This is a genomic window from Deltaproteobacteria bacterium (genome assembly GCA_016709225.1).
GTDB lineage: Bacteria > Myxococcota_A > Polyangia > Nannocystales > Nannocystaceae > Xiheibacterium > Xiheibacterium phototrophicum.
This window is the reverse complement of the sequence record JADJEE010000012.1, coordinates 1433989-1448044: the sequence shown is the minus strand read 5'-3', so window position 1 is coordinate 1448044 and position 14056 is coordinate 1433989. Positions and strand designations below refer to the sequence as shown.

General features: G+C 71.3%; 8 protein-coding genes. 5 read left to right on the top strand and 3 right to left on the bottom strand.

Annotated features, from left to right (window positions below):
- The first annotated feature begins 10 nt into the window (after positions 1-10).
- The gene (locus tag IPH07_30945; protein ID MBK6921855.1) at positions 11-865 is read left to right on the top strand and encodes a hypothetical protein; all 855 of its coding nucleotides are present in this window, start codon (positions 11-13) and stop codon (positions 863-865) included.
- 7 nt (positions 866-872) lie between these two features.
- On the opposite strand, the gene IPH07_30940 is transcribed toward IPH07_30945, so the two are convergent.
- Positions 873-1337, bottom strand: coding sequence for a hypothetical protein (locus IPH07_30940; protein ID MBK6921854.1), 465 nt, complete (start codon positions 1335-1337; stop codon positions 873-875).
- On the opposite strand from IPH07_30940, the gene IPH07_30935 reads away from it, so the two are divergent.
- Both IPH07_30935 and IPH07_30930 read left to right on the top strand, forming a co-directional pair.
- Positions 1328-1561 (top strand): hypothetical protein, encoded by a 234-nt coding sequence (locus IPH07_30935; GenBank protein ID MBK6921853.1) that lies wholly within the window; start codon positions 1328-1330, stop codon positions 1559-1561. The two genes, IPH07_30940 and IPH07_30935, sit on opposite strands and share 10 nt — an antisense overlap.
- Positions 1562-2137: 576 nt before the next feature.
- Entirely contained in the window at positions 2138-2359 is a 222-nt protein-coding gene (locus IPH07_30930; protein ID MBK6921852.1) for a hypothetical protein, read from the top strand.
- Positions 2360-2469: 110 nt separating this feature from the next.
- On the opposite strand, the gene IPH07_30925 is transcribed toward IPH07_30930, so the two are convergent.
- Both IPH07_30925 and sppA read right to left on the bottom strand, forming a co-directional pair.
- Positions 2470-4122: a tetratricopeptide repeat protein gene (locus IPH07_30925; GenBank protein MBK6921851.1), complete on the bottom strand. Its 1653-nt coding sequence runs from the start codon at positions 4120-4122 to the stop codon at positions 2470-2472.
- A 68-nt stretch (positions 4123-4190) separates the two neighbouring features.
- The gene (gene sppA / locus IPH07_30920; protein MBK6921850.1) at positions 4191-6143 is read right to left on the bottom strand and encodes a signal peptide peptidase SppA; all 1953 of its coding nucleotides are present in this window, start codon (positions 6141-6143) and stop codon (positions 4191-4193) included.
- 179 nt (positions 6144-6322) lie between these two features.
- On the opposite strand from sppA, the gene IPH07_30915 reads away from it, so the two are divergent.
- Both IPH07_30915 and IPH07_30910 read left to right on the top strand, forming a co-directional pair.
- Entirely contained in the window at positions 6323-12472 is a 6150-nt protein-coding gene (locus IPH07_30915) for an Ig-like domain-containing protein (protein MBK6921849.1), read from the top strand.
- Positions 12473-12508: 36 nt separating this feature from the next.
- Positions 12509-14050 (top strand): hypothetical protein, encoded by a 1542-nt coding sequence (locus tag IPH07_30910; protein MBK6921848.1) that lies wholly within the window; start codon positions 12509-12511, stop codon positions 14048-14050.
- Positions 14051-14056 lie beyond the last annotated feature (6 nt).

Sequence of the window (14056 nt, the reverse complement as noted above, 5' to 3'; positions counted from 1 at the left end):
TGATCGACTCGTGCGCCGCTCCTTTGCCTCGATCTCCGTGCTCGTCCTGGGCGCCTGCGGCAACGTGCGTGAGGACGACGGCTTCGGCACCTTTGCCGCGACTGCGTCCGCGTCCGCGACCACCGGCGACGGCGGGAGCTCGACGGCTGGCGGCAGCAGCAGCGGTACCACCGCCGAGGTTGGCTCGTCGGAGGCTGCCACCACCGCCGACCCCGACTCGTCGAGCTCCGGCGCGTCGGTCCCGGCGTGCGGCAACGCCATGGTCGAGCTCGACGAGGAGTGCGACGACGGCAACGACCTCGACAGCGATCTGTGCACCACCGCGTGCACGGTGCCGCGCTGCGACGACGGTCTGCTCGACGGCGCCGAGACCGACATCGACTGCGGCGGTCCGTGTCAGGGCTGCGCGCTGTGCCTGACCTGCGCCGAGCCCGACGACTGCGGGCCAGGGCTGGCGTGCACCGAGGCTGGACGCTGCACGGTGCAGGCCTCGGTGGTGGTGGACTGGGTCGCGAACTGCGGCGGCGCGGCGCAGGGCGTGATCGTGCCCGACCTGCCGGAGGGCACCTACGTCGCGACCGCGGTGCAGTCCGCCGGCACGCTGTGGCTGCCGCCCTTCAACCCGCCGAGCACCGGCTACTTCTACGAGATCGAGTGCGCCGACGGGGTCCTGCTCACCCAGCTGCGCACGCCGCCCGGCCAGCGCTATGGCACCATCGCGAGCGCGTTTGCCAACCTCGAGGCCGCGACGCAGACGTTCTCGTTCGCCGGTGGCGATCTGACGTGCTACCGCACCGACGCGACGTGCGGCGACAACGACGGCATGGTTGCCTTCGACATCGAGCTGCAGTGCGACGCGCAGTGATCGCGCGTCACTCGACGACGACGGTCTTGACCAGGCTGGTACCGCCGCGCTCGTAGCGGATCTTGAACAGCTTGGTGCCACCGAGCCCGAGGTAGACCTGGGCCGCCTCGAGGTCGTCGGTGAGATCGTGGCCGTTGATGTGCGTGATCTTGTCGCCGCTGCGAAAACCCAGCTGCGCGATGGTGCTGCCGGACTTCACGGTCTTCAGCTTGTAGCCGCTGAACACATCGTTTTGCACCGCCGGCACGATCGTCGCCTGGGACTCGAGGGCGCTGGGCGACGCGACCATCTTGTCGAAGTAGGCCTTGCGCACGGTGCAACGGCTGCTGCTCTCGCACGATACGTTGGTGCTGCCGCCGGCTGGCGCCGTGGGCGTGCCGCCGCCCGAGCTCGGCTTGCTGCCACTGCCGCCGGGGCTCGTGCCGCCGCCCGATGGCCGACCGCCGCCGGCGGCTTGGCGCCGTGCCGCCACTGGGCCGGCTGCCGGCGCTCGGCGTGCTGCCGGCGCTCGGCGTGCTGCCGGCGCTCGGCGTGCTGCCGGCGCTACTCGGCGTGCTGCCGGCGCCTGGCTGCACGTCGGTCACCGGCGCGGCCGTGACCACCGTCGGAGCCGGATCCAGGGTCGGGGCCCCGGTCGCGTCCACGTCGATGCCGGCGATGATCTCACTCCACGCCAGCCCCGGCACGAACATGTAGCGGTACGCGATCGTGAGGTCGTCGCGGAAGATCTCGACGTCGACGCCGTTGGCCGCGCCATCGAGCGCGAACGCGGCGCGACCGACATCGGTCAGGGCAACGCGGTTGATGCGGGTCACCACGTCGCCGGTGCGTAGACCGAGCGCCGCGAAGACCGATCCGGGCGGAATCGTATCGATGCGGTAGCCGGCGGTGGGGCCGTCGGGGATCGCGGCGGTCAGCTGGGTGAAGCGCGGCGCGTCACCACTGCGCACGTGCTCGACGAGCATCGCCGCGACGAACGGATCGACACGGTACGTCGCCTCGCTGGGGTTGGGCCGCTGGATCGCGCGCGCGATCACGGCGGCGAACGCATCGCCCTGGGCCGCCACCACGAGCGGGGCCGGTGCGTGTGCGGGCGTCGTGGCGGAGGTGGGATCGGCACTCGCGGGCGCGGCACCGCCGGTCCCCTCGGCCAAGCCGGCCTCGCGCGCGCGTCGGCGCTCGCGCGCCTCTTCGATCTTGTTGCAGCCCTGTGCGGGCCACAGGCTGAGCAGCAGCAGCGCGATCGTACCTGCGCGCGGCGATCCACCGCGCTTGCGACCCGCGTTCTTGGCGTTGGTGCGCGCGCCCGAGCTGCGCACGACCGGCGGCTCTGCGACCGGGCCCGTCGGCGGCGCGGGTGTCTGCGCGTGTTGCTGCATCAACGCCTGCGCGTCGGCCTTCGCGCGTCGTGTGAACAACACCATCCCCAACAGCACCAGGCCCGGCAGCACCGTCACCGCCGCGACGACATACAGCGGCCACCAGATGTCGTAGTACGCCAGCGTGCCGACGCTGGCCCACGCCGCGAGGCCGACGGGGATCGGCCAGAAGGGGCGCTTGTCCATGGCCGGGACTATACCGAAGGACGCCCCCGGCACGGACGATCACGCCGCGGCGACGCGATCACGGCGCTCGTCGACGGCGGCGGCCTCGCTCTCGCGACCCGACGCGCGCAGCACCGCCGCGAGTCCGTCGAGCACCTCACCCAGCTCGGGGTGATCGTGCCCCAGCGCATCCTCGCGAATGCGCAGGGCGTAGCCGAACGACTCCTGCGCCGCACCGAATTGCGCGCGTGCGAGCTGTAGCTCGCCCAGCGCCAGCCAACCATCGGCGAAGCGCGGGTGATCGGCGGCGCAGCTGGCACGCAACACCGCCAGGCAACGTCGGGCGCAGCGCTCGCCCTCGCTGTGATCGCCACGGGCAGTGTGGATGCGCGACGCCACCGCTTCGATGGCGGCGATGCGCGGGTGCTCGAGCCCGAGGCACTGCTGCGCGAGTGTGCTCGCCCGCTGGATCTCGCGCAGCGCGTCGCGCATGCGACCCTGTCGACGGCGCAGCTCGGCCACGGCTTCGTGCAGGGCGCACGCGATGGTCGTGGCGCCTTCGGTTGCTTGCTCGATGGCTTCGGCCGCGGCCGCGTAGGCGGACTCGGCCGCGGGGTGATCGCCGGTCGAGCGCGCGAGCCAGCCCAGGTCGATGGCGAGCGCTGCGACCTGGGTGCCACCGGTCGCGCGCGCGAGCTGCTGGGCCTCGTCGTAGTAGGTTCGCGCGAGCCGATAGTGGCCGAGGGTGACCTCGATCGCCCCGCGACCGCGCAGGATCTCGACCCCGAGCGACGAGCTGCTGCGTCCGCGGTGCTCGACGTGCGCCTCGGCCACGTTGGCGATCACGCTGGCGCGCTCGAAGCAGCCGCGGGCCTCTTCGTAGCGCGCGCGCTCGAAGAGCGTCCAACCCAGGCCGAGGTAGCTGTAGGCGACCGCGCGATCGAGCCCGCCGGTGGTCGGTGCGACACCGGGGCCGGGCACGCGGTACGGCGAGTCGGCGGTCGTGGTGCCGCGTGCCGGGGCCTGGGCGACCTCGAGGGCGGCGTCGCGGAACTGCTCGTGGATCGCGAGCGCCTCGCGGAAGTTCCGCTCGGCCATCGGATGCTCGCCGGCGTGGTGGTGGATCCACGCGATGTCGTCGACGATCGAGCGCACGGTGGTGTCGTCGGCACCGGGCGCGGGTCCGACCAACTCGAGCGCCGACTGACACAGCGCGATCGCGCGGGCGTGCTGGCCCTCGAGCGAGTGCTGGTGGGCGACGCGACGCAACAGCCACGCCAGCTGAGCTCTCCACGACGCCGGCACCCGACCATCGAGGCCGTCCAGCAGCCGCTGCAGGTAGTCGTCGGCGCGCACGCGGTCGTGCAGCATCGAGTGCACGGTCGCGAGGCTGTAGCAGTTGAGCAGCACCTCCGGCGCACCGGCCGGGAGGTCACGCTGCACCAACGACAGCGCGCGCTCGTAGAGCACCCGAGCGTCGCGGTAGGCACCGCTGCGCAGCGCACGATCGGCCTGGCCGCGCAGCGCGAGCGCCGGCGCGTGTCGCTGCGCGAACGATCGCCAGGCCACCGACGCCGAGGCGAACAGCAGCGTGAACAGCAATCCCAGGCCGGCGATGGGTTTGCCGGCCTGCATCGCGATCAGCAGCAGGCCGACCGCAGCCAGGGAGAACGGGATGCGGTAGAGCGCCGGCGCGCGGCTCCCGGCGGACATCGGTGCGAGCACCGTCCTGCCCTCGAGGCTGCGCGTCGAATCACCCACCGGTTCATGGTGGCAAGGTGTCAGCGGGGCTGCAACAGCCACATCGCCGGGGACACCGCCCACACGTGCGACTCCTGCAGCGCCAGCACGGTCGCGAGCATCCGTGCGAGCGCCAGCGTGGGAGCGATCTGGCGCCCGCCCGCGTGCAGGCGAGCGGCTGGAGCGGCGATCGCCGCGACGAGGCCCGATGCGGGCGCGCCGGGGGCGTCCTCGGCGGCGCGAGCCGCCAGCGCGCGATCGACCAGCGCGAGGCTGGCTCCGGTCGAGAGTTGCGCTTGACCGAGGCTCGCGATGATGTCCCGCAGCGTGGGCTCGGGCGGGTAGACCTCCAGCGCGGTCCCCGGGGCCACCCCGCCGCGCGTGTGCGCGTCGTCGAGGGCATCCTGCAGGGTCCCGATCGCGTCGACGAGACCGCGTGCCTTGGCGTCGTTGCCGGTCCAGACCCGGCCCTGGGCGATGGGCTCCACCGCGGCGCGATCGAGCTTGCGGCCGGCCGCGACGCGATCGACGAACACATCGTAGGTCGCGCGCATCATCGCCTCGATCGCGGTGCGCTCACCGTCGCTCCATCGCCGCATCGACGACCACATCGTCGCGCGCTCTCCCCGGCGGACCTCGTGCGTGGTCACGCCGATGCCGCGCAGCGCGTCACCGAGCACCAGCTTCATGCCGACCACGCCGATCGAGCCGGTGAGGGTGTCGGCGTTGGCGAAGATTCGCTGCGCCGGTGCCGAGATGTAGTAGCCGCCCGAGGCCGCGACCGATCCCATCGATACCACCAACGGCTTGCGGGCGGCGAGCTCGCTCGCGGCCTGCCAGATCTGCTCGGAGGCCAGCGCACTGCCGCCACCGGAGTCGACACGCAGCACCACGGCTGCGACCTTGTCGTCGGCCGCGATCGCCCGCAGCGCCGCCACCAACGTGCGCGATGCGATCTGCTCGCGCGCCCCGAGCAGGCCGTTGCCGTCGCCGTCGACGATGCTACCGGTCGCGTAGACCAGTGCGACGTGGCTGTCGCTCGGGCGCTCGGGCGGCAGCAGGCCCAGGAAGCGCTGCAGCGCCGTGAGGTCGCCGAGCTTGGTCGCGCCGCGCAGCGTCTTCCACGGCTTGCCCTGGCGCGCGCGCTCGAGGAAGGTCGGCCAGTCGGCACTCTCGTCGGCGAGCTTCGCGGTGATCGCCTCGCGATCGTCGAACATCCCGCGGTCGATGGCCGCGATGGCCTGCTCGCGCGAGAGCCCGCGCGCGTCGGCGATGGCCGCGAGCTCGGTCTGGTAGCGGCCCTCGACGATCGCCTCGAGCGTCGCGATCATCTCGGGTGAGGGCGCCTCGCGGGTCAAGGGCTCGGCGGCGCCCTTGAACGCACCGACATGCAGGGCATCGGCGGTGATGCCGAGCCGGTCGAGCAGGCCCTTGAAGTGGATCGGCGTGGCCGCGGGGCCGGTGATCGCCAGCTCGGCCAGCGGCGCCATCGCCACGTGATCGCACGCGGTCAACACCAGGTAGCCGGCATCGCCGACGCCCTCGGTGTGGCACCAGATGGTGCGCTCGCCGCCCTGCTTGAACGCGAGCAACGCGGCGCGCAGCTCGTGCGCGTGCACGACGTCGAAGTCGGGCCGATCGAGTCGCACGACGAGCCCGAGCAGGGCTTCGTCCTTGGCTGCAGTGCGCAGGCGCTCGGTGAGCTCGTGCAGCGGCGAGCTTGCCCCGCCCAAGAGCGTGAACGCGGCCTGTTCGCCGAGCGGCGCGTCGAGCGAGAGCACGCCGTAGTAGGGCGCGCCGTCCTCGAAATCCGCGGATTGGCGCGGCGCTTCGTAGGGGCCCGGCTCGTCGAGCTTCGACGCGAACATCCCCGCCAACGGCGACAACGCTGGGCCCTCGCTGCCGGGCGACGATGGGGGTGGCTGCGGCGTCGGCTCGCGACAGGTGACCAGGCAGAGCGCAGCGACGGCGAGACCCAGGTGACGCGCAGACATGGCGTGCGGACGGTAGCACCAGACCCATCGCGGGTGGCCGCGCGTTGGTGCAGCGCTTCTGCAGCTCCCACGGGCGCCGTGCGGCGGTCGGCGTTCGCCCCCGAGAACAACCGCTACCATGGGTCGCCATGTCCGCAGCTGCCACGAACCCCGCGTCACTTCGTCCTCGTGCGCGCGCCATGCTGGTGCTCGCGCTCCTCGGGGTCGCGGCTTGCACCGACAAGACCGCCGAGGTTGCGGCCGCGGGTGAGGAGCCACAGACCGGCGGCGCCGAGCTCCACACGGAGCTCGATCTGTGGGCGGGCGTGCCGCCGCTCGAGCCCCATCCCGGCGACATCGCGACCGAGATCGTGCCGCGGCCCGGACCCGAGAAGCCGCCCACCACCACCGAGACCATCGAGCTGCCGTTCCCGCCCGAGCTGCCGTCGACCGCGAGCAAGCCGGTGGTCGCCGGCGGGCCGCTCACGATCGAGCGCTTCGGACCCACCGGTGAGCAGGCGCTGGTGGATGCGATCCGCGTGACCTTCGACCAGCCGATGGTGCCGCTCGCCTCGGTCGAGTCGCTCGCCACCGTCGCGATGCCGTTCACGATCGATCCGCTGCCGCCCGGCAAGCTGCGCTGGCTGGGCACGCGCACCGCCGCCTACTACCCCGAGGGTCGGCTGCCGTTCTCGACCGAGTACACCATCGAGGTCCCGGCGGGCACCAAGTCGGAGTCTGGCACCGCGCTGGCGAAGGCGCAGCGCTGGACCATCACCACGCCGACCCTCGCGCTCGAGTCGGCGTCGCCCTACGACGGCGCGGGCAACATCGACCTCCAGCCGATCGTCACGCTCACGTTCAACCAGCCGGTGCAGCGCACCGCGCTGTTGGCCGCGTTGCGTTGGAAGGGCGGCGGTCGCGAGATCGAATTCGCCGAGGCCCCCGCGCCGACCCCCGATGCGCGCGAGCCGTGGCAGCGCGATCGCACCGTGATGCTCCAGGCCAAGGCCAAGCTGCAGCCGAACACCACCTATCAGCTGTCGCTGCCGCGTGGTGTGTTCGGCGAGGGCAAGCTGGAGAGCGCGCCGCTGACCACGTCGTTCTCGACCTACCCCCCGCTCACGCTGTCGCAGGCGCCGTGCTACGGGCCGTGCTGGGCCGGCAACGGCATCTCGTTGATCGCGAGCACCTCGATCGCCGACATCAAGCTCGAGGACAAGGTCCACGTCACACCGACGGTCGAGAGCATGACGATCTCGTCGTGGGGTCAAGGCATCGAGATCGGCGGCGACTTCATCGGCGACACCACGTACAAGGTCACGGTCGATGCGGGCGTGATCGACGTGTACGGGCAGACGCTCGCGAAGCCGTTCAAGGCCTCGATTCGTCTGGGGCCCCACTACCCGGAGATCTCGCTGCTGAGCTCGCCCAAGTCGCCGCTGGTTCTGGAGCGTGGCACCGACCCCAAGGTGGCGATGCGCATCGCAGGCATCTCCAAGCTCGAGGTCGAGGGCGTGGCGCTCGAACGCGACGGCGCGGCCGACTTCCTCGACGTCTACAGCTACGACAACGAGTGGCAGTGGCCCACTGGGAAGACCGCCTCGAGCTTCCGCAAGAGCTTCGACGTGTCGGACTCGCGCCGCAAGCGACGGACCTTCGAGCTCGATCTGAAGGCGGTGCTCGGCACCCGCACCGCAGGCTGGTTCATCGCGCGCTCGAACCCCATCAAGGCGGATGGCTGGACCTGGCGTGCGGGGCTCGGCCAGCTGGTCGAGGTCACCGACCTCGGGCTCGCGGCCGCGCTCGATCGCGACTCCGGCACCATCCTCGTCACCAGCCTCGCGTCGGGCGAGCCGCTCGCCGGGGTCTCGCTGGTGCTGGCCAACGCCAGCGCGCTGTCGACTCCGCGCTGGCAGGGCAAGACCGACGCCGAAGGGCTCGCGCAGGCGAAGTTCGATCACGGCGATCAAGGTGGCCCGCTGATGCTGTTCGCCGAGCACGAGGGTGACTCGGCGTTCCTGCGGCTCGACCAGTCCGATCTGCGCGGCGCGTGGCGCTACATCGACAACCGCGAGGACATCGATCGGGTGTTCTTCTTCACCGATCGCACACCCTACAAGCCCGGCGACACCGTGCACCTGGTCGGCATCCTCCGCAAGGAGAGCCGCGGGCCCGAGGGTGCGGTGCAGTGGTGGCGAACCGACACCTCGGCCAAGTACAAGGTGGTCGACGAGCGCGGGGTCGATGTCGCGGCCGGCGACGTGAAGATCGGTGCGTTCGGCACGATGTCGGTCGACATCCCCACCAAGCCCGACGGCGGCACGGGGACCTATCAGTTCACGCTCGACGTGCCGAACCTGTTCGGCCCCAACGAGACCTTCTACCACGGCATCCCCGTCGAGACCTATCGGACGCCAGAGTTCACGGTGAAGGTCGCGCGGACCGAGAGCACCCCGTTGGTGTTCGGCGATCGGCTGGTCGCCGACATCGCGGGCGAGTACCTGCACGGCGCGCCGCTCGTGGGCGGCGCGGTGAGCTACGCGCTCACGCGTGACGTGACCGACTTCCGTCCGCCGGGCTCCGAGAACGACGCGTTCACCTTCGGTGCACCGATGCAGTGGGGCTGGGGCTACCTCGGTGACCCGCTCTCGCGCGGCTTCCTCGGCACGCTCGAGAGCAACACCGGCACGCTCGACGCGCGCGGCAAGTACCGCGTCGAGCACGTCGTCGCCGCCACCGAGCCGCCGCCGCCGGGCACCGTGCCGACGCCGCCCGTGGCGCCCGCGAGCACCGGCGGACCCGAGCCGGTCCAGGCGGCGGCCAGGTACACGATCTCGGCCGTCGTCACCGACGAGAATCGACAGGCCATCGCCGGCAGCGGCAGCTTCGTGGTGCATCCCGCGTTGGTGTACGCCGGTCTCCGCAGCACGCGGCAGGTGTTGCGCGAGGGCGAGCAGGCCGAGATCGAGGCGATCGTGGTCGACCTCGAGGGCACGCGGGTCAGCGGCAACGCGGTGCAGATCGACTTCGTGCGACGCGAGACCACGCGTACGCCGGTCGAGAAGAACGGCGCGTGGATGTTCGAGTACAAGACCACCGAGGTCGCGGCGGGAGCCTGCGCGCTCGAGTCGAGCGCCGCGCCGGCGACCTGCAGCGTGACGCCGGAGAAGGCTGGTAGCTACCTCGCGCGCGCGTCCACCAAGGACGCCAAGGGCCACACGACGCGCAGCGAGATCACCGTCTACGTCCACGGCAAGGACGAGATCATCTGGGACGACCGCCAGGATCGACGCGTCGACATCGTCGCCGACCGCCGCAAGTACGCGCCCGGCGACACGGCGAAGCTCTTGTTGCGCTCGCCGTTCACCGACGCGCGCGGGGTCGTGGTGGTCGAGCGCGAGGGCATCGCGCGCGAGTACCCCGTCACGGTGACCGGCGGTGCCCATGCCGTCGAGGTGCCGATCACGGAGGCGATGGTCGGCGGGGTGACCGTGTCGGCGCTGCTGACCCGCGGTCGCGTGACGATCCCGGGCGCGCCCGCCGGTCAGGATCTCGGCATGCCGGCCGCGGCCGTCGGTACGCTCGCGCTCGACGTGTCGAGCGACAGCAAGACCATCGCCGTCGTGCTCGAGCCCAATGCCCGCGAGGTCGAGCCCAAGGGCAGCGTGTCGCTGACGATCCACACCACCCGCAAGGACAACGGCGAGGCCGTGCCGGCCGCGGTGGCCGTGATGGTCGTCGACGAGGGCGTGCTCAGCCTGATGAACTACACCACGCCGGATCCGGTGTCGTTCTTCCACTATCGCCACCAGGGCGAGGTGTGGATGCACGCACTGCAGGCCAACGTCATGGCGCGCAGCGCCGAGCAGCTGTCGAGCGCCGGCTTGGGCCTCGTCGGCACTGGCCGTGGTGGCGGCGGCACCGGCGAGGGCACGATCGGGCTCTCCGGCATCGGCACCATCGGTCGAGGCGGTGGCGGTGTCGACAAGGAGCACGCCGACGCGCCATCGGGGAGCGTGCCGATGCCGGCTCCGGCGGCTGCGCCCAAGCCGATGGAGGAGAAGGCCAAGAGTTCGTCGTCGCGGCGGCGCGCCGCCGAGACGGACGATGCCATCCCCGCCTTCGACACCAACGTCGCGATGGCGCAGTCGGTATCGCTGCGCACGATGTTCGCGACCACGGCGTTCTTCGACGCCGAGATCCTCACCGACGAATCGGGTACCGCGCGGGTCGACATCCCGATGCCCGAGAACCTCACCACCTTCCGCATCATGGCGGTGGCGGTGGATCCCAAGGCGGCCGATCGCTTCGGCAGCGGCGACAGCTCGGTGCGCGTGCGCAAGGCCGTGATGATTCGCCCCTCGTTGCCACGCTTCGCCAACTTCGGCGACGCCTTCGAGGGCTCGGTGATGGTCGACAACCAGAGCGGCGAGGCGCAGAAGGTGCTAGTCGGCACCCGCGGGCTGAACGTCGCCTTCGCGGGCGCGAAGGAGCAGTTCGTCGACATCCCGGCCGGCGAGTCCCGCGAGGTCCGCTTCCCGATGGCCGCGCAGCGCGTGGGCCAGATGCGGCTGCAGTTTGCGGCGATGAGCAACCGCGGTCGTGACGCCACCGAGATCACGATCCCGGTGCACTTCCCGGCCACGGCGCAAGCCTTCGCCGACTACGGCATGACCGACGGCTCGGTCCAGCGCACGGTGGTTCCGCCCGCCGATGCATTGGCCGATTTCGGCGGCCTCGAGCTCAGCTTCAGCTCGACCGCGATGTCGGGGCTCGAGGACGCGGTCGAGTACTTGGTCGACTACCCCTACGAGTGCGCCGAGCAGACCGCGAGCCGCATCCTGCCGATCTTCGCGCTGAGCGACATCCTCGATGCGTTCCCGATTGCCGGGCTCGGCGACGAGATTCGTCGCAAGCAGCTCGCACGCGAGGGCATCGATCGGCTGTTCACGCATCAGCTCTACGACGGCGGCTTCGGCTACTGGCGTGCCGACGAGAGCTGGCCGTACCTCACCGTGTGGGCCACGTTCGCGTTGCTCGAGGGCAAGCGGCAGGGCTATGCCGTCGATCAGGCGAAGCTCGATCGCGCGCTGCAGTACGTCGAGAACTTCGTGCAGTACGGCTATCGCACTCGCTGGGGTGACTACTATGACTGGACCTCGCGGGCGTTCGGGCTGTGGCTGCTCTCGGGCGAGAAGCGGGGGGACGCGCTGTTCGACACCGTGTGGCCGCATCGCGGGGAGATGCCGCTGTATGCCCGCGTGCTGCTGATGTCGGCCGCGCATCGCTACGGCCGCACCAGCGCGCGCGATGCGGTGCTCGAGGAGCTGCGCGATGGCGTGGTCGAGAGCGCGCGCACCATCCACTTCGCCGAGTCGCGCAGCGAGGCCGCCTCCGACGGTCTTCGCCTGCTCATGCACTCCAACGTGCAGACCGACGCGATCGCACTGATGGCGCTGCTCGAGATCGATGCCGCCGACGCCCGCTTGCCCAAGATCATCGCGGGCATCATGGACGACCGCGATCCCAAGCGCGGCGGTCGCTGGCTGTCGACCCACGCCAACGCGTGGGCGTTGGTCGCGGCGAGTCGCTACTTCGAGGTCGTCGAGAAGGACGAGCCGGACTTCACCGCCCGGGTGTGGCTCGACGAGCTCTTCACCGGCGAGCAGGGCTTCCACGGTCGCAGCATGGTGCAGACCGAGCAGAAGATCGCGATGAAGACGCTCAAGGATGCCGGCGCGCGTCAGCAGCTGACGATCGGCAAGGACGGCGTCGGAAAGCTCTACTATCGCGTCGGTCTGCGCTACGCGCCCGCGAGCCTGAAGCTGCCCGCGGTCGACCAGGGCTTCACCGTCTACCGCACCTACGAGGCCTTGCCGGGCAACGACGGCAAGGTCGATGCCGAGGCCGTGAAGCAGACCGCCGATGGCGCGTGGGTGGTGAAGGCCGGCACCAACGTGAAGGTGACCATCAATCTCGTGGTCAGCGATCGCGCCAACTACGTGGTCGTCGACGACGCGCTGCCGGCCGGGTTCGAGGGCCAGAATCCGAAGTTCGTCACCTCGGTGGCGGCGTCGTCGAGCAGCAGCAGCAGCTTTGCGAAGCGCCCGTGGTCCTACGACGGCTGGTGGTGGGGCTGGTGGTACACCTTCAGCCACACCGATCTGCGCGACGATCGCATGCTGCTGTTCGCCGATCAGCTGCCGGCCGGGGTCTACACCCACAGCTACACCGCGCGCGCGACCACCATCGGCGAGTTCCTGCTGCCGCCGGTCAAGGCCGAGGAGATGTACGAGCCCGAGCGCTTCGGGCACAGCGCGTCGAGCCGCGTGACCGTGGTCGAGTAGTGCCCGATCCCGGGGCCTTGCGGGTACCATCCTCGCGTGGGCCGCGGCCAGTTCCTCTTGCTCGGCGTCGCGGTGGCCGGCGCGGGTGCGCTCGCACTGGTGCATGCGCGGCATCGCGAGGCCCCGCTCGTCGACGACGCGCTCGCCCCGGTCGCCGCGGCGTCGCTTCCGTCGACGAGCCCGCCGGCGACGTCGATGCCCACGTCGCGCGGATCGACGCTCTCCGGGGCCCTCGGCGATCGCATCGCGCAGGCGCGATGGATCGCCGTCGGTGCGGGCGCGTGGCCCGAGGCCACGCAGGTGCAGATCGAGCAAGACGTCGGGCTCGCGCGCGAGGTGCTGGGCGAGCGTGGCGTGGTGTTGTTCGCCGCGGGCGCCGACGCGGCCGTGGTGCAGGTCCAGCGCCCCGGTGGTGAGCGCGATCCGTTGGGCAGTGCGCTCGCCGATCTCTTCGCGCCCCGTGGCGGGCGCAACGCAGAGTACCGCGCGCCGAACATCCCCGTCGACGCGCCCGCAACCGCCGCGCACGTGCTCGACGCGCTCGACCTCGCGACCTCGCGATCCGGCGATCCACTGCTCGTGTTCGTCGCAGGTCACGGCGACGTCGGTGCGCAGGCCCGCGCCAACACGGTGGCGCTGTGGGCCGGGTCCGACGTCACGCCTGAACAGGTCGCGTCGGTGCTGGAGGACGCGCGTCGACCGGTGCGGCTGGTCGTGACGACGTGCTTCTCGGGCGGCTTCGCCGAGCTCGTCTTCGACGACGCCGACGAAGCCAGCGGGCCGTCGCCGCAGCTGCACTGCGGATTGTTCGCCGCGCCGTGGGACCTCGAGGCGGCGGGCTGCGATCCCAACCCCGAGCGGGCGGAGCAGGAGGGCTACGCGATGCACTTCCTCGAGGCGCTGCGCGGGCGTGGGCGCGACGGCGAGCCGCTCACGCTCGACGTGCTCGACTACGATCACGACGGCGTGATTGGCCTGCTCGATGCGCACACGCGCGTGCGCATCGCGTCGACGGCCGCCGACGTGCCGACCACGACCTCGGAGCGATGGCTGCGTCGCCACGCACCGAGCGGTGGGCCGCTCGCGCACGTCGATCTGCCGGAGGAGGACGCGGTGATCGAGGCACTGCTGCGTCGCGTCGGTCTCGACGGTCGTGGCGCGGCCGAGGCGCGCCTCGCCGAGGCCGCGCTGGCGATCGACGCGGCATCGACGGCGGTGGAGCAGGCGCAGCTCGACGAGGACGCCGCGTTCCGTGCCGCGGCCGGAGAGCTGCTCGCGCGTTGGCCGGTGCTCGACGATCCCTGGCACCCCGAGTTCGCGACGGTGTACCGGCACGATCGCGAGGAGATCGCCCGTACGCTCGCGGCTTCGAGCGCATATGCGCAGTATCTTCGCGCACGCGAGCGAGCCGCCGCGGCACAGCTGGCGCTCACCGATCACGAAGTGACCGCGGCCCCGCTCGAGCGGCTCGTGCGTGCCTACGAGACGCGTGAGCTCGCGGGCCGGCTCGCAGCGGCGGGTGGCGCCGCGTTCGAGCGCTTCGAGGGGCTCCGCGCGTGCGAGCGGGCTCGACCCTGATCACCC

What these genes read in the sequence shown, in the direction of transcription:
- IPH07_30925 (MBK6921851.1), bottom strand. Translation starts at nt 4,122, where the DNA reads ATGTCCGCCGGGAGCCGCGCGCCGGCGCTCTACCGCATCCCGTTCTCC.
- IPH07_30915 (MBK6921849.1), top strand. Translation starts at nt 6,323, where the DNA reads ATGCTGGTGCTCGCGCTCCTCGGGGTCGCGGCTTGCACCGACAAGACC.
- sppA (MBK6921850.1), bottom strand. Translation starts at nt 6,143, where the DNA reads ATGTCTGCGCGTCACCTGGGTCTCGCCGTCGCTGCGCTCTGCCTGGTC.